Annotated in this window: 20 protein-coding genes; 10 read left to right on the plus strand and 10 right to left on the minus strand. The window is 33.8% G+C overall.

Annotated features, from left to right (window positions below):
• Nucleotides 1–55 precede the first annotated feature (55 nt).
• Nucleotides 56–694, minus strand: coding sequence for a hypothetical protein (locus MMARC5_RS01855; RefSeq protein WP_011868134.1), 639 nt, complete (start codon nucleotides 692–694; stop codon nucleotides 56–58).
• Between the two features lie 7 nt (nucleotides 695–701).
• On the minus strand, nucleotides 702–1328 hold the full coding sequence (locus MMARC5_RS01860; RefSeq protein ID WP_011868135.1) for a cobalt-precorrin-7 (C(5))-methyltransferase: 627 nt from the start codon (nucleotides 1326–1328) through the stop codon (nucleotides 702–704).
• 111 nt (nucleotides 1329–1439) lie between these two features.
• On the opposite strand from MMARC5_RS01860, the gene MMARC5_RS01865 reads away from it, so the two are divergent.
• The gene (locus tag MMARC5_RS01865) at nucleotides 1440–2600 is read left to right on the plus strand and encodes a geranylgeranyl reductase family protein (RefSeq protein WP_011868136.1); all 1161 of its coding nucleotides are present in this window, start codon (nucleotides 1440–1442) and stop codon (nucleotides 2598–2600) included.
• 28 nt (nucleotides 2601–2628) lie between these two features.
• Here the strand turns inward: MMARC5_RS01865 and MMARC5_RS01870 are convergent, their stop codons facing one another.
• A complete protein-coding gene (locus MMARC5_RS01870; RefSeq protein ID WP_011868137.1) occupies nucleotides 2629–3390 on the minus strand; it encodes an ABC transporter substrate-binding protein in 762 nt (253 codons plus the stop codon).
• Nucleotides 3391–3680: 290 nt separating this feature from the next.
• On the opposite strand from MMARC5_RS01870, the gene MMARC5_RS01875 reads away from it, so the two are divergent.
• Nucleotides 3681–5159 (plus strand): methanogenesis marker 14 protein, encoded by a 1479-nt coding sequence (locus MMARC5_RS01875; protein WP_011868138.1) that lies wholly within the window; start codon nucleotides 3681–3683, stop codon nucleotides 5157–5159.
• A 78-nt stretch (nucleotides 5160–5237) separates the two neighbouring features.
• On the opposite strand, the gene radA is transcribed toward MMARC5_RS01875, so the two are convergent.
• Nucleotides 5238–6206: a DNA repair and recombination protein RadA gene (radA, locus tag MMARC5_RS01880; protein ID WP_011868139.1), complete on the minus strand. Its 969-nt coding sequence runs from the start codon at nucleotides 6204–6206 to the stop codon at nucleotides 5238–5240.
• Nucleotides 6207–6353: 147 nt separating this feature from the next.
• Here radA and cbiT point away from each other — a divergent pair, with 147 nt between their 5' ends.
• The 8 genes from cbiT to MMARC5_RS01920 all read left to right on the plus strand — a co-directional run bounded on the left by cbiT (nucleotide 6354) and on the right by MMARC5_RS01920 (nucleotide 16237).
• Entirely contained in the window at nucleotides 6354–6899 is a 546-nt protein-coding gene (gene cbiT, locus MMARC5_RS01885; RefSeq protein ID WP_011868140.1) for a precorrin-6Y C5,15-methyltransferase (decarboxylating) subunit CbiT, read from the plus strand.
• 96 nt (nucleotides 6900–6995) lie between these two features.
• Nucleotides 6996–8558 carry an alpha-glucan family phosphorylase gene (glgP, locus tag MMARC5_RS01890; RefSeq protein WP_011868141.1) on the plus strand — a complete coding sequence of 521 codons (1563 nt, stop codon included), beginning with the start codon at nucleotides 6996–6998 and terminating at the stop codon, nucleotides 8556–8558.
• A gap of 126 nt (nucleotides 8559–8684) precedes the next feature.
• A complete protein-coding gene (locus tag MMARC5_RS01895; protein ID WP_011868142.1) occupies nucleotides 8685–10694 on the plus strand; it encodes an ATP-dependent DNA helicase in 2010 nt (669 codons plus the stop codon).
• A gap of 88 nt (nucleotides 10695–10782) precedes the next feature.
• The gene (locus MMARC5_RS01900) at nucleotides 10783–12030 is read left to right on the plus strand and encodes an ornithine cyclodeaminase, nickel-pincer nucleotide-dependent (protein WP_011868143.1); all 1248 of its coding nucleotides are present in this window, start codon (nucleotides 10783–10785) and stop codon (nucleotides 12028–12030) included.
• A 17-nt stretch (nucleotides 12031–12047) separates the two neighbouring features.
• Nucleotides 12048–12707, plus strand: a complete 660-nt coding sequence (locus MMARC5_RS01905) for a DUF2100 domain-containing protein (protein ID WP_011868144.1) — start codon at nucleotides 12048–12050, stop codon at nucleotides 12705–12707.
• Between the two features lie 33 nt (nucleotides 12708–12740).
• The gene (gene hisC, locus MMARC5_RS01910; protein ID WP_011868145.1) at nucleotides 12741–13856 is read left to right on the plus strand and encodes a histidinol-phosphate transaminase; all 1116 of its coding nucleotides are present in this window, start codon (nucleotides 12741–12743) and stop codon (nucleotides 13854–13856) included.
• A 135-nt stretch (nucleotides 13857–13991) separates the two neighbouring features.
• Complete coding sequence (gene cobQ, locus MMARC5_RS01915; RefSeq protein ID WP_011868146.1) at nucleotides 13992–15470, plus strand: cobyric acid synthase CobQ; 1479 nt, start codon at nucleotides 13992–13994, stop codon at nucleotides 15468–15470.
• Nucleotides 15471–15562: 92 nt separating this feature from the next.
• A complete protein-coding gene (locus MMARC5_RS01920) occupies nucleotides 15563–16237 on the plus strand; it encodes a hypothetical protein (RefSeq protein WP_011868147.1) in 675 nt (224 codons plus the stop codon).
• 14 nt (nucleotides 16238–16251) lie between these two features.
• On the opposite strand, the gene MMARC5_RS01925 is transcribed toward MMARC5_RS01920, so the two are convergent.
• From MMARC5_RS01925 to MMARC5_RS01950, 6 genes are all read right to left on the minus strand, one after another.
• Nucleotides 16252–16644: a Zn-ribbon domain-containing OB-fold protein gene (locus tag MMARC5_RS01925; protein ID WP_011868148.1), complete on the minus strand. Its 393-nt coding sequence runs from the start codon at nucleotides 16642–16644 to the stop codon at nucleotides 16252–16254.
• Between the two features lie 34 nt (nucleotides 16645–16678).
• Nucleotides 16679–17857, minus strand: coding sequence for an acetyl-CoA acetyltransferase (locus tag MMARC5_RS01930; protein ID WP_011868149.1), 1179 nt, complete (start codon nucleotides 17855–17857; stop codon nucleotides 16679–16681).
• 18 nt (nucleotides 17858–17875) lie between these two features.
• Nucleotides 17876–18925: a hydroxymethylglutaryl-CoA synthase gene (locus MMARC5_RS01935; RefSeq protein WP_011868150.1), complete on the minus strand. Its 1050-nt coding sequence runs from the start codon at nucleotides 18923–18925 to the stop codon at nucleotides 17876–17878.
• Between the two features lie 61 nt (nucleotides 18926–18986).
• Nucleotides 18987–19676 carry a helix-turn-helix domain-containing protein gene (locus MMARC5_RS01940; RefSeq protein ID WP_011868151.1) on the minus strand — a complete coding sequence of 230 codons (690 nt, stop codon included), beginning with the start codon at nucleotides 19674–19676 and terminating at the stop codon, nucleotides 18987–18989.
• 130 nt (nucleotides 19677–19806) lie between these two features.
• Nucleotides 19807–20871, minus strand: coding sequence for a DNA double-strand break repair nuclease NurA (locus MMARC5_RS01945; protein WP_011868152.1), 1065 nt, complete (start codon nucleotides 20869–20871; stop codon nucleotides 19807–19809).
• Between the two features lie 36 nt (nucleotides 20872–20907).
• Complete coding sequence (locus MMARC5_RS01950; protein ID WP_011868153.1) at nucleotides 20908–22140, minus strand: translation initiation factor IF-2 subunit gamma; 1233 nt, start codon at nucleotides 22138–22140, stop codon at nucleotides 20908–20910.
• Nucleotides 22141–22164: the final 24 nt, after the last annotated feature.

The raw sequence follows: 22164 nt of genomic DNA on the forward strand, positions 1-22164 counted from the left end.
TTCGTTAACTCATTTTTTATATCTTTTTATTTGGTTTTCAAAAATTAAATGTTTTTTAAGACTTAGGGGTAATATTCATGTCAAATACACTGTTATTCATATCTCCAATTGGAATTCCACCTTCTAAAACATAATTTCCAATCAAAATATCTTCTTTTTCAATGATTTCGCGGTTTATAATATATTTACCCGAAATATTTTTTATATTTTCCATGAAATATTTATTTACAGGCAAATTTTCAGTAATTATTTCGGCAGAGGTGTATTCTTGACCAATTTCAATGAATATTCCGTAATTTTTATTGTATATGATTATATCATTATAATTAAGTGGTGTATTGTATTTAAGATCGGGTGATCCAACATAATCCGAATTTAAAAGTATAAGTCCATTTTTTGTTTTTATATCGTTATTTACAAAAAGGCTTCCAAATCTCCAGAGTGGAGTTTTAACGGCCAATTTTGAGTAATTATTTTTATCAATGTATGTACCATCAAAAATTACAAAGAAATAATCAGAAACTGGTTCTTCAGAGGTTTTATTTGCAACTATTTTTAGCATATCCTTATTTAGGTAAATAAATTCTGGATAAGGGCTATTTTCAACGAGTTCAACAGAACTGTAATCATTTCCAATACATCCTGAAAATAGTGTTAAAACTGAAAGTAATGCAATTATTTTTTTCAAAATCATCACTTCGTTAGTTTATAATGCAGACTAAAAGATAAGAATAATTATTTCCAAGTAAATTTGATATTTTATCTGTAATTATTCTTTCATTGTCATAAGAAAGATTTTCAAGAACAGTAATTTCTTTTTCAGTAGAAATTCTATTTTCAACTAAATAGTTAAGATCATTTTTTAAATTATTTGGTAAAAAAATCACTTTTTCATCATTTTTTACAAAATCTAACAGTTTTTTTAAATTTTCTTCTTTTCCATGTAGTGTAAGAATGGTGTAGTCTTCCCATGATATTTTGGCTTTTGCAGCCGCCATCTGAATTGAAGAAATTCCTGGAACCACTTCAAAATCATCCTGTTCAATAAAATCAAATGAAAAAATGGTTTTTAAAAGGCCACTAAAACAGGGATCTCCTGTAGACAGGATAGAAACCTTTTTTTTAGAATCTGAATTTTTATAATTTTTTAGAAATTCATAAAGTTCGTTTTTAAGGTTTACTGTGAGCTCTACTCTTTCTCCGTTAATTTCAAAGATTTCAAGGGATCTTTTACTCCCTAAAACAAAATCAGAAGTTTCAACTGTATCAAATGCTTTTTCTGTAACATAATCCCTGCTTCCAGGTCCAATTCCAACGATATAAATCACGGTATCCCATTTATAATTTTTTGAAGAAGTTTTGCGAAACTATATTTAAAATGATATTCAATATAAGATTTAAAAACTATTAATCTTTCGAAAAAATTTTTCAGGAATACTATGGATTTTGAAAAGTACGACGTTGTAATTGTTGGTGGCGGACCTTGTGGATTTATCACTGGAGAGAATATTAAAAATAAGAAAGTGCTTGTTTTAGAAGAACATCAAGAAATCGGGGTTCCATTGCAGTGTGCAGGACTTTTAAGTAAAAAATGTATAAATGAACTTGGAAATCCAAAAGGTTCAGTAAATAAAATTGGGGGGGCGCATATTTATTCGAGAAACAGTTCTGTTACAGTTGGAAATGAAGAAATCCGGGCAGAAGTGTTTGAAAGAAAGGTAATGGATAAGGATATTGCAACAAGGGCTTCTAAAAATGTGGATGTATTGTTAAAATCATACGGAAAAATTAAAAGTTCAAACAATTCTTCTACAATTTGGGATAAGACTAAGCATAAATTACAGATAATGCACATGGATGAAACATTCGAAGTTTCTCCTGAGGTAATTATTGGGGCTGATGGAATACGGTCAACAATTGGTAGATCATTGAATATGCTAGATAAAAAGCGAGAAATAATTTCTGGAGTTCAGATCGAGTTTGTTAATGCAGAAATTGATGACGATTTCGTTAATGTATTTTATGATAAAAGGTATTCTGAAAAGTTTTTCACATGGATAATTCCACTTGGAAACGATAGGGTAAGGGTTGGAATGTGTGATTCGAATAATTCTTACAAAAAATTAATGGATTTTTTAGAAACTAATAAAATTGCAAAAGAAATTTTGAAAAATGCAACCCCTGTTGAATTTATTTGCGGTGCAATTCCAATTGGATATTCAAAAACAGTTAAAGACAATATAATGCTTGTTGGAGATTCTGCTGGCCAGGTAAAACCTTTAAGTGGCGGTGGGCTTTATTATGGTGCAAAATGCGGAAAAATCTGTGCAGATACAATAAACCAGTATTTTGAAGGAAATTGTGACATTGATTTTTTGAAAAACTATGAAAAAAACTGGAAAAGCGAAATCGCTTCTGAAATTGATAAGAATATTAAAATTAGAAAAATTTTAAACATGTTAAATAATGATAAAATGGATCGAATTTTTGATTTTATCAATAAAAACAACCTTGTAGATTTTATAAATGAAAATGGGGATATGGATAATCCTTCAACAGTTGTCAGGCCAATTTTAGATAGAGTTCTCTTTGGAAAATAGAAAAAATTAATAAAATAATAGTAGTTATTTAATCGTACCATTTATTTTTTAATTCGTAGAGTGCTTCATCTTGTTCTAATTCAAATAAAGCATCGTTTATTCGGTCTTGGAGGCCATTATCTTTTTTCAATGCAACTGCCCAATAGACAATAGTCATTTTTTCAGAAATCATTCTGGATTCAAAATTATTCTGTTCTGAGTAGTAGTCCATATGTATCTGATCAGTAACAACTGCATCAAGATTTCCAGAATATATATCTGACATTAATTTATCAATGGATTCATAAGATATGAGCTCTGCATCAATACTTCCCAAATAGGAGTATGACCAGTCTTCAGAGTATGTGTCTTTAAAAACTGCAATTTTTTTGCCGTTTAAATCTTTAAGTTCCGTATATGGGCTGTTTTCAAAAACTGCAACTATCATATATGTTTGTAGGTATGCCCTTGAAAATTCCATTCGTTCCTTTCTTTCGGGTGAAACTGTAGTCGAGGGAATGCAATCAATTTCACCATTTAAAAGTGCTTCTTCTGCACCTTTGTAGCTGTAAACTTTGAATTCAGGCTCTAAACCCATTTTATTTGCAATTTCTTTCATCAGGTCTATATCGTAGCCTTTCAGTTCTCCTTCTTCATAATACTGTAGAGGCGGTAAAATGGGTGTGATTCCAATTGTTAAAACACCTGGTTTTACTGTGTCACACTCTGCACCATAAGAAGAGATACATCCTGAAAAAGAAGTTATTATTAATATTGATGCTATTATTATTAAGATTGGGGGGATTTTCATATTATCTCCTTTATGGGTTGATAATAATGATATTTCTCTTCATTGTCCACATATATTAACTTTTAGATGGGAATTCTAAGTCCGGTTAATCAAAAATGGTTAATTTAGTCATAATTGTAAGTTTAGATCATTGCAATTGTTTAAATTAATGGGTAATATTAAATTTAATATGTACTCGCAAATTAAAATTCAAAAATACTACATTTATATAATCAAATTTCCATAATTTATACTGTTTTTTTAATCCGTTAATGTCTATAATGCATTTTAAAATTAAGGAGAAGATATACATGGGGTTTCTTGATTCAATTAAAGGAATATTTAGTAAATCACCAAAAATTCACTACGCAAAATCACAGAGTATTGATGTAATGGATTTAAATCCAAGGAGAGTAGGTCCAAATCAAAATATATTGCCATATTATACGGTAGCATCTGTTGAGCTTGGAAACACGACAACAAAAGCGATTATATGTGCAACAGAGATGGGTTCTGGAAAAACATACGTTGTATCAAAAGAAGTCAGAATGACAAGAGATGTAAGGCCTCCAAAAAAAGGAGAAGAAGTTTTTGGAAGAACAATCTGGGATGTTGAGCTAACAAAAGAAGCAGTTTCTGAAATGGTTCGCGATGTATTAAAAGGTGCAATGGATAAAGCGCATTTGAATGTAAATGACCTTCACTTTGTTGTTAGAAGTACTGGAGTTACTGCAGGTTTTGCATCCCCTGAAGAAGTTGGTGTAATGATCGTATCTCTTGCTGAAGGATGCAGAATGGCAGGAATTCCAAATGGAAAGATGACACCAATAATGACAAAAAAACAGCTTCCAGAAATACTTCAAGACTACACATTAATTGAAAAATTGATTTTTGATGGGGCAGTAACTGGGGTAGTTCCTCCGACTGGAAAAGAAGTGGTTGCAAATGAAATGGAAGGAGAACTTGTAACTGCAGGATTGAAAATAGGGGGTAAGTGGACTGGTGTCGACTACAGAAACCCTTGTATTAGTATTGATTTTGGAACGACCCTTGCAGGAAGGATTACAAACAATGGTGAACCTTATGCAAAAGTTATAGGAAACCTCTGTGGACTCGCAGGTGCAGTTTCTGATGCGGTTGTTCGTGGAACCGATTTAGTAAGTAAACGGGGCGGTGCGGTTTTGGATATTCATGCTGAAAAGGGCAGTCCAAACAAAGAACTCGCGGAAAAATATGCAAAAGAAATTCACGAGCACGTAATCATAAAAGAGGTTCCAATGGGGATGGAAAGATTTGGAACTGTTCCCGTAAACCCTGAAAGCGCAGAAAAAGCAGGAACGTTTTTAACTGGTTGCGATGTCGGTGAAAATGGAAGCGATATTCCCGAACTTGAAAAAATCGGTGCAAAAATTTTGAAAGAATCAAATCTTCCAACTTTAATGTATACTTTGGATATAGTTTCTGCAAAAATCACTCAGAGATTGATAAAAATTGCACACGAAGAAGGAATTATAAGTGGAGATACTGCAATAGGGATTACTGGAAGGGCAGGAATTACTGGTCAAAAGCCAAAATTGATAATTGAAATGCTTTCAGAACTTGAAATATGGGATAACGTTTCTGAAAACATAATTTTCGTTGAAGATGGACTCGCACTTGGTGCAAGTGTCATGGCAAGATGTATGAACTGTCTTGGAACTCCAAATGTACCAATTGGCGGAAAAAGAAACGGCCCATGTATATTGGCTCAGAGAATAAAACGACAAAAAGAAATGGGAATGATAAAATAATTTTAAATTAAAAATAACCAAAAAATTCTATTTTTTAATTTTTAAAAAAGAAAATATAAAATTTATTTTTAAAAGATATTAATCCTGAATACCTTTTTCTGTAATTCTAAAGACTGCTTCTGAATCGGGTAAGTGTGGTGAGTCGTATAATTTTGCAACTCTTTTATCTCCTTTTGATTTTCTTAAGAAGAATCTGAATGTTGCAGCGTGTCCAACAACGTGTCCACCAATTGCTTGTTCAGCAACACCGAAGAATGCATCTGGTTTTGCAGCAACCTGATTTGTAACTAAAACAATGCAGTTGTATAAATCTGCAAGTTTGTTTAGTGTAGCCATGTGTCTACCCAATTTTTGCTGTCTTTCAGCTAATTTACCTCTTCCGGTAAATTCATTCCTGAAAGTGCTTGTAAGGGAGTCGATGATTACTAATTTAATGTTATTTCCGCCTTTAATTAAGTCTTCGATTTTTTCAGCAAATAACATCTGCATATCTGAGTTGTATGCTCTTGCAACAAATGTATTGTCTAAAACGGTCTGGCCATCAATTCCAGCTCCTTCAGCCATCTGAACAACTCTTTCAGGCCTAAATGTACCTTCAGTATCAATATAAACTGCTTTTGGATTTTCCATTTCTTCTTCTACTACGCCTTCTAAATCAGCAAATATTTTTTCAGCCATTTGTAAATTTACGCATGTTTGATGCATGATTTGCGTTTTACCGCTTCCATACATACCTGCAAATTCAGTTACGGACTGACTTTCGAGCCCCCCTGCAAGAACAGTATCTAATTCTTTACTACCTGTTGAAAGTCTCCAAACACTCTGTCTTTGTTTTAATAATTCAACACCGCTTTTAAAGCCAAGGTCGCACAAGTCTCTTGCAGCCATAATCATTTTAGCAGCAGCTTTTTCACTGATTCCTTCAATATCGGTTAGTTCACCAATTGTTGAAGTTGCAATTTTCATAAAATCGAGGTATCCTGCTTCAATTAATTTTTCCGCAGTTGATGGGCCTACTCCCGGTAATTCAGTCAAAACGTCAGCCATAACTTCACCTTTTTGTTAGATATGATGAGAATAATAAAATTGTATAGAAATACCGTAATTGTTACTATTTAAAAATTAAGCCAATATATAAGTAGCTAAAATCAGTATTTATAACTTGTTAATCAAAATAATAATTAATGTGAAAAAATGATCCAAGACAGTGAATTTTTTAGAATGGAAGGGGTTCCAATAACTAAAGAAGAAATTAGGGCCGTAAGTATCGGTAAATTAAATTTGGATCCCGAAGATATAGTTTTAGACATTGGTTGCGGTAGCGGCGGCATGAGTGTGGAGATCGCAAAACGCTCAAAATTTGTATATTCAATTGATAACAGTGAAGACGCAAAAAATACAACATCAATTAACTTAAAAAAGTTTAAAATAGAAAATTGTGAAGTATTTCATGGAGATGCAAAAGATTTAATTTCAAAATTCGATTTTAACAAGGTATTTATTGGCGGAACTCAAAATATCGAACAAACTTTGGAAATTTTAAAAGAAAAAAAAATTGAGAAAGTTGTTGCAAATACAATAGTTCTTGAAAACAGTGTAAAAATAATCACTAAATTTGAAGAACTTGGATACAACGTGGATTTTGTAAATTTATCTGTGTCATATGGAAAAAAAATTAGTTCTGGGCACATAATGCTTTCAAAAAACCCAATAACGATCATAACAGCCACTTTAAAATAGAATTTATTACTCTCTTTTAGATATATTTAATAAACATAAAATAGAAAGATAATATTACTCAAAAATTCACGCTTTAACTTTGTTTTGGGGGATTTAATGAAAAACACTGCTTATTTTAGCATGGAGTTTGCAATTGATCAGTCTTTAAAGACTTATGCAGGAGGACTCGGGTTTTTAGCAGGATCCCACTTTAGAGCAGCGAAAAGACTAAATGTACCTTTAGTTGGCGTTTCCATGCTCTGGAGCTACGGATACTACGATCAAGTGCGAGATCGTGAAGGCCGTATGAAAGTTGAAAATATAAGGAAATACTACGATTTTTTAACAGATATTGATTTAAAAGTTCCAGTGGTAATAAACGGGACGACTATTTGGATTAAAGCGTACAAATTAGAAGAAAGTACATTTAACACTTGCCCGATCTACTTTTTAACAACGGATATTCCAGAAAACGATCATTTATCGAGAACTATTTCTTACGGACTTTATGATGGAAATAATTTAACCCATATTGCGCAAGAAATCGTTTTGGGAGTTGGGGGATACAAAGTTATTCGGGAATGTGAAAATGTAAAACTTTTCCATATCAACGAAGCTCATTCTCTACCAATTGCATTCAAAATGCTTGAAGACTATGGAATTGACTATGTAAAAGAACATCTGTTATTTACAACACACACCCCAATTCCTGCAGGAAATGAAACGCAGGATATAAATCTTTTAAAAAGTATGGGCTTTTTTGGAAGTATTGATACGAAAACCGCTGAAAAATATGGTGGAAATCCGTTTAATTTAACAGTGGCAGCCTTAAGAATGTGTAAACGAGCAAATGCAGTTTCAGAGCTTCACCGAGAAACTTCTGAAAAAATGTGGGCTTGGGTTACTAATCGGGAGCCAATAATAAACATTACAAATGCACAAGATAAATATTACTGGCAGGATAAGCAGATAAAAGAAGCAGCGGAAAAAAAAGATATAAAAATGCTTCGCGAACGAAAAATGGAATTAAAAAAGCAGCTTTTTGAAGAAGTGGCTGACCAAACTGGAAGTCTTTTTGATCCAAATATTTTAACAGTAGTATGGGCAAGAAGATTTGCAGATTACAAAAGACCTTCATTTTTGTTGCGAGATGAAAAAAGGTTTAAAAATTTGTTAAAAACTGGAAAAATTCAAGTATTGTGGGCTGGAAAACCACATCCCGCGGATTCAAATGCACAAATTACATTTAACTGGATAGTTTCAAAAACAAGGGAATTGAAAAATGTTTCAGTATTAACCGGATATGAATTGAAACTCAGTAAACTCTTAAAACAGGGTTCTGATGTATGGTTAAATACACCAAGACGGCCAAATGAGGCATCAGGAACTTCTGGAATGACCGCATCTATGAATGCATCAATGCACATGAGTACGATGGATGGATGGCACGTTGAATGGGCAAAAGCTTATCCTGAGGATAGTTTTACTATTGGGGATGGGGTAAATCTTGAAGAAGATTACGAAGCAAATGAGATGTACAAGTATCTTGAAGAAGCGATAAAGATTTATGATACTGACAAATGGTGGGAAAAGGCCGTAAATGCCGTAAACCATGTTGTAGAATATTTTGATGCTGAAAGAATGATAATAGAATATGATAAAAAAATTTACAGCGATTAAATTCATTTAAATTTAATTTTGAATATAAAAACAGCTTTTTTTCTATTTTTGCCACGAATAAATACTTATAAATAAAAGGTGGCACCTTATTAAATTTTCAAACTATTTTCAAGTTATGTGGTAATCATGGATTTTTACGAATTTAAAGAATATTCCAAAGAAAAATTTCCTTATCATGGAATGAGGTCCCAGCAAGAAGTTTTAATGGGAAAAATTTTCGAATGTGTAACTAATAAGAAAAACCTTGTAGTTGAAGCCCCAACTGGTGTTGGAAAGACTTTATCTTACTTAATTCCTGCATTATACTTTGCAGAGCGTGGAAAACGGGTAATGATTCTTACGGAAACGATTGATCAGCAAGAAAGAATCGTAGAAGATCTAACTTCATTAAAACACAATTTAAAAGTATCTTTTATGATGGGGAAGGGTAATTTTTTCTGTAAATCAAAAGGGGATAAAGCAAACACGCTTTACTGTCAATTAAACAAGGGATGTATTTACCGGCCAAACAAAAAACCAGTCTGTGTCTGCGGTACAAAAAAGGAAAAGATCGAATTTGATGGAAATACAACATTTTACTGCCCCCTTTGCCTGTGCGATTATCAAAAAGCAAAGATCGAATGTTTTGATGCAAATATAATTGTGATGAACAACAGCATTTACTACTATTTAAAAGACGAAATCGACAAAAAGAAGCAAACTGATATCGTAATTTGTGACGAAGCCCATAAATTAGAAGGAAGTATTAGAAATGCTGCTACAATTGTTATAAATCCAAAATATGCTTTAAGAAGACTTAGATTTATGGCATACCACTACTCAAATTCAAGGTTGAGAGTTCACTTTGATAGAGTTTCTGAAGAAGATGACGATACATTCTGGACAATCGTTGAAGATTACATTGTAAAAAACGCGGCTGGAAAAGACTGTAAGAATTCACTGGTATTTGATGGATTTAAGATTACTTCATTTGGATTGAAAGAAGATGTGGCAATTTTGGGTACGCTTCTTGAAGGTTATAATGAAATAGTAAAAATCAAGGAACGAATTGAAGATTTAACCGAAAATGAGGAACTCGATAAAAAAGATATGAAATTTAAAATCGATAACAAGGCTTTGATTCCATTGGAGCTTCAATTTATTGCAGATAGGAGAATTTCTGACGTCCCTCTTGTTGAATTTTTGGAAAATTTGGGCAATCTTAGACATATTACTGGAAATTTTGTAGTTTATAAAAACAACGGATCGATTCTTTGTGAGCCAGTACTTGTTTCAACGTATTTAAGTAAACTTTACGGAGACGCTTCAGTAGTTCACTGTTCAGCAACACTTGGAGACTTGAATATTCATGCAATAAAGACAGGAATGGGAAAAAGTGAAACACTACTTTTAGACAGTCCTTTTTCAAAAGATAGAAGAAACATAATTTCGCTCTCCGATGGAGAAGATATGAAATTTAATTCGATAGATTTCCAGTCAAACAATAAAAAACGAAATAACGCAAATGAAAATCTGTTTAAAATGGTAAAGGCCGCAAAAGGAAATACTTTGATACTTTTTAAAAGTTTTGGGGATTTAAAAACGGCTCACGAATACTTTTTGGATGCAGGATATCGTGGAAACATGTACTGCTATGAATCCGGAATGGATGGAAAAGCTGCAAAAAAACTAAAAGAAGACTTTCAAAAATATGGGGGCCTTCTTTTAGCAACCGGAAGATTTGCAGAAGGTGTGGATATCCCTGGAGATGCATTAACCTGTGTTATAATTGATAGTTTGCCGTTTCCAGTTCCTACACCTCTTTTGAAAAGAGAACAAACCCTTCTCGAAGAACGTTTGAAGTCGAGAAAAGTTAAGGATGCTTCATGGAGTGCATTTTTAATGACCTCGTTTCATATAATGGCAAGAACAGTCATACAGATGATTGGACGATTAATCAGAACTGAAACGGATTATGGTGTTGTTGTTATACAGGACAAACGATTTAACGAATGGGTTGGTTCAGAAATGCTCAAAAGAAAGTATTTAAAAGATAAATTCATCCCGATGTCTGTCGATACTGCTGAGGAATACATTCCAAAATTTATGAAAAAGATGAAAAAAGATAATTTGAAAAACAGTTCTTTTTTTAAATAATTTTTTTATTACATTCAAAAAATTATATATTTATGTAGTACATACACAATTGTTAACTGAATTTTAGAGAGATTTATCGGGTGATTTCATGTTCATGAGGGAAATTGAATTAAAAGGACACATAATTGACAGTTTTATACTCGCAAAAGTATTTGACAGAACTTTAGAACTTGGCGGAGACTATAATGTTTTGGAATTTGATATCGGAAAGAAAAAAACCGATGTATCATATGCAAAATTGCTAATTTCTGGAACTAGTGAACAGCACCTTGACCAAATTCTTGAAGAACTTCAAAATGTCGGTGCAAACATCCCTGAAATTGAAAATGCTAATTTGAAACCTGCTTTAAAAGATAGCGTTCTACCGGATGGATTCTATTCAACTACAAATCACCCAACGCACGTAAAAGTAAATGACGAATGGATAGAAGTTGCAAATCCAAAAATGGATGCTGTAATTGTAGTTTATCCCGAAGAAAAAAGGGCAGAAACAAAAGTGATGAGAAAAGTAAAAAAAGGGGATTTCGTAGTAATTGGACACAACGGAATCAGAGTAATGCCTCCTGAAAAATCAAGAGAAGCAGGACAGCTTTTTGAATTCATGAACTCCGAAGTATCATCTGAAAAGCCAAAAGAAGCAATTATTAAAAGAATTGCACAGGAAATGTACGAAATAAGGGAAAATTATAAAAAAACAGGAACAGGCGGAATTGCAATTGTTGGCGGTCCTGCAATTATACACACCGGTGGTGGCCCTGCTTTAGCAAAAATGGTTGAACTAGGATACATTCAGGCAATTTTGGCAGGAAATGCACTCGCAACACACGATATTGAATCGGCACTATTTGGAACTTCACTTGGGGTAGACATAAAAACTGCTAAACCAGTAACTGGTGGGCACAAACACCACATCTATGCGATAAATACGATAATTGATGCTGGAAACATTAAAAACGCAGTCGAAAGTGGCGTATTAAAAGAAGGTATAATGTACCAGTGTGTAAAAAACGATATCCCTTACGTTCTTGCAGGAAGTATAAGAGACGATGGGCCACTTCCCGACGTTATAACTGATGCTATGGTTGCACAGGATCAAATGAGAACTATGGTAATGGATAAAAAAATGGTTATTATGCTTTCAACACTTTTACACTCCGTTGCAACGGGTAACTTAATGCCTTCGTACATAAAAACAGTCTGTGTTGATATACAGCCTTCAACAGTTACTAAATTAATGGATAGGGGAACTTCACAGGCCATTGGCGTAGTTACGGATGTAGGGGTATTTTTAGTTCTATTGTTAAAAGAATTGGAAAGACTTGAATTACAGGAATAATTATTTTGAGGAATAATATGTCAGAAACACAGTATTCAAAGGAATTAATTAAAAAAGCTGTTGAAACGATTTCAAAAACAAAGGCAGTTGCAACAACTCAAAATCCAAGCCAAAATAACGATAAAAAGACATTTACGGATGCAAAAGCTGGAAAAATCGATAGTTCGGAATTTAAAAAAGCAGTTCATTCTCTTATCGAAGCAGATGAATATCTTTACAAATATGCGCCAAATCATGATTTGGACGAAGAAAAGGCTAAAGAATTTTCAAAACTTCTTTTTGAAGCCCAAAAACACATTAACAATGTGTTAGGCGGGTTTGGATTTGAATTTGAAACAGTTTCTTTGGATGGGCAGGCTTTGTATATTGTAAGCAATAAAAAAGTCTTGAAGTCATTAAAAGAGATCAATCCTGATTTGAACATTATTTCAACAGAAGGAGTTTTGGAAATTGAGGATATGAAAGTTGTAAATCCAAAAATTCCAGAAAAAGCTCTCTTAGGAATAGAAAAAAAATGTAAAATCACAAAAGAGCAGATTTCAAAAGTTATATCAAATATATCTCCTTCAAAAGTTGTAGTGCTTGTTAAAGATGGAGATGTTGCCGATGAATTGATATACAAAAGGGCAAAAGAACTTTACAACGCGGAAAAATTAAATGCTGATGAAATACTTTAATTTTTTTATTTTTATTTTGTTTAGGTGTTTTTCATGTCAATTGATGATAAAGTAAGAGCAATAGTTAAGGAATTTAAAGCATACGTTCCAGGAAAGTCAAAAGAAGAAATTGCAAGAAATTATGGGATAGATCCTGAAAAAATTATCAAATTGGGTTCAAATGAAAACCCTTGGGGCTGTTCGCCAAAAATTGCAGAGAAATTAATGAATGAGGTGTCAAACCTTCACCAGTACCCTCAACCGATAAACCCTGAATTAATGGACGAAATAAGTAAATTTACAAAAATGCCTACTGAAAATATAATTGTCGGTGGAGATGGGGCTGACGAAGTAATCGACAACATCATGAGGATATTAATCGATGAAGGCGATGAAGTAATCATTCCAATTCCAACATTTACCCAGTATGCAATTTCTGCAAAAATCCATGGTGCAAACATAAAATGGGCAAAATTTGACGAAGAAAATGGATTTAAACTTGATGTAGAAAGCGTTTTAAATAATATCACTGAAAAAACGAAAGTAATATTTTTATGTACTCCAAATAACCCTACTGGAAACGTAATTCCAACAGAAGATATTAAAAAAATCGTTGAAAGTACCGATGCACTTGTGATGATTGATCATGCATACATCGAATATTCAAAAGGAGAGTATGATTTAACAAATTGGGCTTTAAAATATGATAATGTGCTTGTTTTAAGAACATTTTCAAAAGTATTTGGACTAGCTGGGCAGAGAGTTGGTTTTGGAGTTACAAGTAAAAAAATCGTTGACTACATGATGAGGATAAAACCAATCTTTAGTTTAACAAGGGCATCACAAGTGTCCGCAATAACTGCACTTCAGGATAAGGAGTTCTTTGACAGATGTTTAAAAGAAGGAATTGAAAGCAGGGAACAAATCTACAATGGTTTGAAAAAATTCAAGCAACTTGAAGTTTACCCGACAGAAGCAAACTACATGCTTGTAAAAGTTAAAAACGGCATGAATTCAAGCGAGTTTTGTGAAGCACTTTTGAAAAAAGGAGTAATTGTAAGGGACTGTTATTCATTTGAAGGACTCGAACCTTATTATTTCAGAATTTCAATAGGAACATTTGAAGAAAACGAGAGATTTTTGAAAATAATGTCTGAAATAGTTGAATAACCTTTATTTTAATATTTTTTTAACATTAAATTTTTAGATTTTCATTGATCCATATCGTAACTATTATATGTTCGGTTTTTCCATACCTTTGCTAAAGAAAAATTTACAAATTAAAAAATTTCTCGGTGTTTAAAAATGGCTAAATTTATCATGGTCGTAGGAACCTCTTCAAACAGTGGGAAAACGGTTTTGGTATCCGGAATTTGCAGGATGCTATCAAACAAGGGTTACAAGGTAGCGCCATTTAAATCGCAGAACATGAGTTTAAATTCAAGGGTCAGCATTGAAGACGGAGAAATTGCAGTAGCACAGTACACTCAGGCAATGGCTGCAAGATCTGAACCATCAGTTCATTTTAACCCGATTTTGTTGAAACCAAAAGGAAATTTTGTGTCACAAGTAATCGTCCACGGAATTCCTTACGAAGATAGGGATTATAATGAATACCGGTCAAAAAAAGATGATTTTTTAGATAAAATAAAACAAAGTATCAATTATTTGGATAAAAATTATGATTACGTTGTAATCGAGGGAGCTGGGAGCTGTTGTGAAATAAATTTATTAAAAGACGATATTGCAAACTTAAGGGTCGCGGAAATTGCAGGAGCCGATGCAATTTTAGTTTCAGACATTGATCGAGGCGGGGTTTTTGCATCGATTTATGGAACAGTCCAGTTACTACCTGAAAACTGGAGAAACCTCTTAAAAGGATTTGTAATCAATAAATTTAGGGGAAATATTGATGTTTTAAAAGATGGGTTTGAAAAAATTGAAGAACTGACCAAAATTCCCGTTATTGGAACTATTCTTTATGATGAAACTTTGATACTTCCTGAAGAAGACAGTCAGGCTCTGGAAGGTAAAAGAGTATTTGGAAATGTAAAAAGCCCGATCGAGGTAAATATCGTTAAGTTTTCAAAAATTGCAAATTTTACAGACGTTGATCCACTTTCAAGCGACTGTTTAATGAAATATATTGATTTTAACGATGATATAACAGGGGATATCTTAATTTTACCTGGAACCAGATGTTCCACTGTTGAAATGGATTTAATGAAAAAGCATGGGTTAGATAAAAAAATTTTAGAATTTGTAGAAAACGGCGGAATTGTTCTTGGAATCTGTGGTGGGTACCAGACGTTAGGAAAAATGTTAATTGATGAAGATTTTTCAGAAGGGGACATCGGGACGATTTCAGGACTTGGATTATTTGATATGGAAACGACTTTTGGAAATGAAAAGGCAATAAAAAACTCAACTGGAACAATATCAATTTTTGATCAAAATTTTAATGTGACGGGCTATGAATTACATGAAGGACATTCAGTTTCAAATGAAACGCCATTAATATCACTTTCAAGAGGTTTTGGAAATTGTGGGGATTCATATGACGGCTCCTTTAAGATAATTGGAAATTCGTATATTTTTGGAACCTATTTTCACGGAATACTTGAAAATTTTGAATTTAGAAATTACCTCGTAAATTTTGTGAGGCATAAAAAGAATCTTTCGAAAATTGAAAATGATAATTATGCTGAAATTTTTAATGAAAACATGGATAAATTATCGAAGCTAGTCGAAGAAAGTCTTGATCTTTCAAAAATTATAAAATAATACTTACACATTTACTCCATTACTTTTTTTAAAGATTTTTAATATTGAAACAATATATTTTTTACTATCTCTATTTTTGAGGGGGCCAAATTATGATCGATGAAAAAATTCGCTCTGAACTGGAATATTACATCCGTTATGAACTGAGGGGAGTTTATAAAAGCAGGATGAAGGGGGATATTTACGAAATCGAATTTGAAAATACTTCGTATTTAAAATATTTTAAAAAATTACTCGAAAAAGAAGGAATAAAGACAAAAGATGCAGATATTTCAAAAATTGAAATATTTAGGGATCAATATATTGGTGGAATAATCGATTTATTAAAAAAGGAAAGAATGGAAGAATTAATCGAATCAATGAACTTTCATAATTCCGTAATCGAATTTATATCTCGGAATTTTAACCCGATTATTACAAGCGGTCGTGAAAGTGGTATAATTCGCTTTAAAATGATGGATGATGGGGAAGCATTTGCATACAATGAGTTAAAAGAACTCGGGTTTAATGTATCTCTTGAAAATGAGTCAATAATTGTCGATATTTCAGATACTGTAAAAGAAATGTTTAAAAGGGTATCAACTGTTTTTGATCTTGAAAACATGACCCCATATTATGCATTCAGTGTAACTGAGGACGAAGCAATTGAAAAATGCAAAAAACTAGATGAATTGTCAGTTCCATACAAATATTCTGACGTTCATCGAGAAATATACCTTGATTTTGATTCCTTAAAACATGTAATTTCTAAATTTAAAAATGATTAAAAAAAGTTATTTAATTATTGTTCGGTTGGAACGAACTTGTATCCGTAGCTGATTACGCCATCGCATCCGTCTTCTCTTATTTTTCTAAAGACTGTTTCGACAGGCATTCCTATTTTAATTTCTTCAGGTTCGCAGTCGATCTGAGCTGTGACTTTTGTACCTTCTTCAAGTTCCACGATACCAATTACGTATGGGGACTGTTTTTCAAAGTCCTTTGGCGCAGCGTATACTACTGAGTATGTGTACACTTTACCTTTACCGCCCAATTTGAAATCTTCCAATTCTCCCTTTCTTCTGCATTCTGGGCAGACACTTCTTGCAGGGAAGTAAACGGTTCCACATGTTTTACATTTTGATCCAATAAGGTTGTACCTTTCTTGCATGCTTCTCCAGGTTCTTACTACCATAATCTCACCGGAAATTTTTTGCTTAAATTAGTAATTATCTTTTGTTTGATAAGATATGTGTACAGACTGTACCGCCTGTTCCACCAACGTTTGCTGAGATAGCGTATCCGTTTTCAATTGTGACTTGTCTATCTTTACATTCTTTGTCCTGTTTTAACTGCCAGTAAAGTTCACCGACTTGTCTGATTCCTGTAGCACCTAATGCGTGGCCAGCAGCTTTTAATCCACCACTTGGGTTTACTGTAACAAAGCTGTCGTCATCGATTCTGGTTTTTCCAGCTTCTACAACTTTTCCAGCTTCTCCTTTTTTACAGAATCCTAAGTCCTCAGTTAATACTAATCCATTGATTGCAAAACAGTCATGAACTTCTGCAACATCCACTTGGCTTGCATTAATTCCTGCAATTTCATATGCTTTCTTTGAAGCAACTTTTGCAGCGTTTAATGTAGTCATATCATTCCTGTCCTGTAATGCAATAGTGTCTGATGCCTGTGTAGATGCTTTTATGTATATAATTTCATCTTTTGGAGCATAATCTGTTGCTTTTTCTGCATCACAGACGATAAGTGCTGAAGCACCATCTGAAACTGGTGAGCAGTGTAATAATGTTAATGGGTCTGCAACTGGGGATGCCCTCATAATTTGATCAATGGTTATTTTTGATCTGAACTGTGCATAGTTATTGTGAACTGCGTTTTCGTGAGCGATAGCACTCCAGCTTGAGAGCTGTTCAAGTGTTAAGCCGTATTCTTTCATGTATCTTTTTGCCATCATTGCGTATAATGACGGGAATGTTGCACCTACGAAAGCTTCCCATTCCTGATCTGATGCTGTTGCGATTGCTGAAGTTGCATCTGAAACATCAGTCATTTTTTCAACACCGCCGACTAAAACAACGTCGTGTGCACCGCTTGCAATAGATAAAAATGCACTTCTCAATGCTAAACTTCCTGAAGCACATGCTGCTTCAACTCTGGTACACGGGATTGGGTTTAATCCAGCATAGTCTGCAATTAATGATGCAGTGTGTTCTTGTCCCACGAAAAGACCGCCGCTCATTGTACCGACGTACATTGCATCAATGTCGTCTCCATCAACGTTTGCATCAATGATTGCTTTAGTTCCTGCTTCTACAATTAAACTTCTGAATGATTCTTCCCAGAGTTCACCAAATTTGGTCTGTCCGTATCCTATAATTGCTACATCCTTCATTTTATCCACCTGATGAAGTTACATTCTAATTTTTCCTCTGTATTTCAAGTAAACTGCGTAATCAACGTATTTTTTACTTTCCAAGAGTTTTTCAGTGGTTATTTCTTTGTCAACCACTTCTGAAATTCTGTCAGATACTGTAATGTCAAATGCATCACTTCCTGCACCACTACCATATGATACAACGAAGATTCTGTCATCTGCTTTCGCATGGTCTAAAATATTTGAAAGTCCGAGTGGAACAGCTCCTGAATAGGTGTTTCCCAAGTATGGTGTTAAAAGTCCGTATTTGTACTGTTCTTCGGTAAATCCTAACTGTTTAGCTGCGCTTATGTAGAATTTTCCATTTGGCTGGTGGAATACGCAGTAATCGTAATCTTTTGCAGTAGTATCCATTTTTGCCATCATGCCTTTTGCACCGTTTAAAACGTGCTTGAAGTATGCAGGTTCTCCTGTAAATCTACCACCGTGTTTTGGGTAGTGTTCATGTTCTCTTCTCCAGAAATCTGGGGTATCTGTGGTGTAAGAGTATGTTCCGTTGAATTTAGCGATAAATTCTTCTTTTTTAGCACCGATGATGTATGCAGCACCACCTGCAGCAGCAGTGTATTCAAGAGCATCTCCTGGAGCTCCCTGAGCAGTATCCGCACCAACTGCCATAGCATATTCCATCATTTCGCTTCCAACTAAACCCATACACATTTGCATTCCCGCAGTTCCTGCTTTACATGCAAACTCTAAATCTGCTGCGGTAAAGTCTGGTGATACACCACATGCTTCAGCAACGATTCCTGATGTTGGTTTTACTGCATAAGGGTGGCTTTCACTTCCTACGTAAACAGCGCCAATATCTTTTGGGTTAATTCCTGCTCTTGATAATGCTCTTCTTGCAGCCTGTACTGATATTGTTGCAGTATCTTCGTCAGGTCCTGGAACGCTTTTTTCGTTTACAACAAGACCTCTTTTGATTGCTTGAGCGTCTTTACCCCAAGCACCAGCGATATCTTCCGCTTTTATTCTATATTTTGGAAGGTCACTTCCATATCCTACAATACCTACTTCTTTCATCTGCTCACCATTTTTTTGTTAATGAACAATTGTTAATTAATAACAATATAAACAAAAAAAATTATTTCATTTCTTTTAATCGCTTTAAAAGCTCATCGGTACTTAATTCTGTCACTATGAGGCATATTCCCTCAAGTTCGGCAAGTTTAACCGCAAGTTTATCTAGTTCGGAAACTCCGTTGAATATAACGACTCGTGGTTTAATATTGCTTACACGAATTGCAACCATGGGGCTTCGTCCTGCTGAAACTTCGGTAAAAATCAATGCTCTTTCAGTTGTCCAACCATAGAGATTTAGGAAATCCTGGCCATTCATTTCCAAAATAGCTTTAACACTGTCTACCACAGTATGGCCAAATAGCTGATTATTTAAACTGTTTTCGCCACAGATTACCTTTCCTTCGATAGTGGAAAGTAATTCTCTGACTCCAACTGGGTTTTGATATTCTTTTATTTGCAAAATCGCCTTCATCGAGGTCGGGTTTAACACTTTACTCAATGCTTTTATGGTATGTCCGCCCCTTTCCTTGTCAATTTCTAGGAGTGCATATACATATTTTTTGACGATATTTACTCCAGGATTCTTTCTTCTGCCAACTTCGTAATCACTGATCACTGATGGGGAGACATCTAGGTACCTTGCAGTTTCTATCTGCGGTATGCCAAACATTTCTCTCCATTTTTTCATGGCTTTACCGATATCTTCGGACAATACAATTTCTCCCATGATATGTATCGCTATTTTCTCCATGGCACTATATGTGGGCTAATTCTTATATAAATATTTCGATTTAAAATATAAAGTCATTCGCTATATGTCGAAATGGTTAAAAATGTATTTTTAAAATGAATAAATTGGGTTTAAAATAGAATTTAATGAATTAATATTCTAAATTGGAATCTCTGTCGCTTTTTTCATAAATTCCAAGAAGTTTTACGAATTTTTCGATCTCTTTTTTCTCAATTTTTACGTTTTCGTGTGATTTTTTCAAGATATAGGGGTAGTCTGAAACAGATATTCTTTGAAGATTTGAAAAGAAAGTTTCGTCTAATTCTTCAAATGAAGTTATGCACAAAGTTCCGCTGTTTTTATCAAGTTTTACAAACTGGTAATTTAGTTTTTTAAGGTCAATTCCAAATTTTTTAAAGTATTCAACGTTTTTATAGAAATTTTTATTTATTTTTTCATCAACGAGATCGAGGGGTTTTGAGTACCCTGAATTTTTACATTTTGAAAATATTGCAAGATCCGGAATGAGTGCATCTTTAAAATAAATGTTCATTTTTGAAGTTTTTGCAACTCCAACAATTTTTTCACGATATTTTAAAATTTCAGATAATAATATTAAATATTCAAGCTGTTCGAGTATAATTTTTTCTTCTTCGCTAAATTTTAAATCATTTGAAAGTTCAACACTCGAGTTAATATTTTTAGAATCGATTTCTTCAAAAATTTTATTTTTTAATTCAATGCCATAATGTTCGTAGTACTTGGAAATTGTATTTTCTACGTTTTCCCCGTTAATCGAAAATTTATTGTTTGTCTGAACGAGTAGTGAATAAAGAGAACCATCATAAAGATAGTAGTCGATATTCCTGTTTTTCAAATTCCAGAGCGCAACTTTTAATTCCATATTGAGCATGTAAAGACTGAGTCTACTTTGAACATACCTGTATGGTAAAATAATATTTGAATCCCATGCAGAAATGGATTCTTCAACTTTTCCATCAGTTTTTTGAACGTATGAAACAGCACCAGAAATATACAGACAGTAATTTATGTAATCGATTTTGTTGAAGCTTCCATCTCCTCCTGCAAAAATTGCATCAGAAGTACTCGAAAAATCGCAATTATTCCAGTAACTTTCATAATCAAAGTTAAAATCGATATTTTTTATTTTAGAACATATATTCTCCTTTTTTGAGAGGAGTTTTGAATAGTCCATAAAATACACCTAAAAGTTAAAAAAATAATAAAAGAGTTATAAAATTATTCCGTATCCGATCAATCTCCATCTTGATCCGATTTTTCTGCTTATTGCAACTCTGTCACCTTTATCTGCACATACTGGTAATTTTAATTTAATTTCTGCTTTGTCAGCTCTTGCAGATGCCGTTACACCGACAGTTGTAGACGTTCCAACGTTTAACATCAAAACTTCGTTTGTTTTCAAAGGTTCGATTACAAGTTCATCTTGGGATCCAACAACTCTTTCAAGGAGTTGTGGTTTGATAACCATTTTTTCTAAAGTTTCAGGAAGGGTTCCTGGAAGTCCTGCTAAACTTCCGCTCAATGCATCGGATTTTGTTAAATTTGGATCTAATTCAGTTCCAACACCGATTAATCCACCGGGTACTGCGGATTTTAATTTTTTACCTCCAACTCCTAGGGATATAATTTTAGTTACGATTGGAACCCAGTGCGTTTTGTTTCCTTCAGTTACTTTTATACCTGGTTTTATTTCAAGCTCGTCACCAACTTTTAAAGCACCTTGGATGATACTTCCCCCGATAACTCCACCTTTTAAGTCTTTTATTTCAGAACCGGGTTTATTTACGTCAAAACTTCTAGCAACATATAATTTGGGGGTTAAAGTTTCGTCTCTTTCTGGAGTCGGGATAAATTCCTGAATTGCTTTTAAAAGTACATCTAAGTTTGCACCATGGTGTGCTGAAACTGGGATAATTGGCGCATTTTCTGCAACAGTTCCTTTTGTAAATTCTTTAATTTGGTTGTAATTTTCAATTGCAGCTTCTTCAGTTACGAGGTCGATTTTATTTTGAACGATTAATATGTTTTCAACACCAAGGGCGTCAAGTGCCATCAAGTGTTCTTTTGTTTGAGGTTGTGGGCATTCTTCGCTTGCAGCAATAACTAAAATTGCACCATCCATAAGTGAAGCTCCTGAAAGCATTGTAGCCATCAGTGTTTCGTGTCCGGGAGCATCCACAAATGATATTTTTCTTAAAGTAACTAATTTACCGCCACAAGAGTCGCATTTCTTACCGACAGTATAGCATTCTGGTTCGTCGCATGTTTCGCATTTCTTTATCTCACAGTCTGCATATCCGAGCCTTATTGAAATTCCTCTCTTGAGCTCTTCACTATGTGTGTCGGTCCATACACCAGTTAATTTCCTTGTTAAACTCGTTTTTCCGTGGTCTACGTGACCTACCATTCCAATATTAACTTCTGATTGGTTGGATGCTGCCATTTTATCCCTCGCACAATTTTTTAG

The organism is Methanococcus maripaludis C5, assembly GCF_000016125.1.
GTDB lineage: Archaea > AGJL01 > Methanococci > Methanococcales > Methanococcaceae > Methanococcus > Methanococcus maripaludis_D.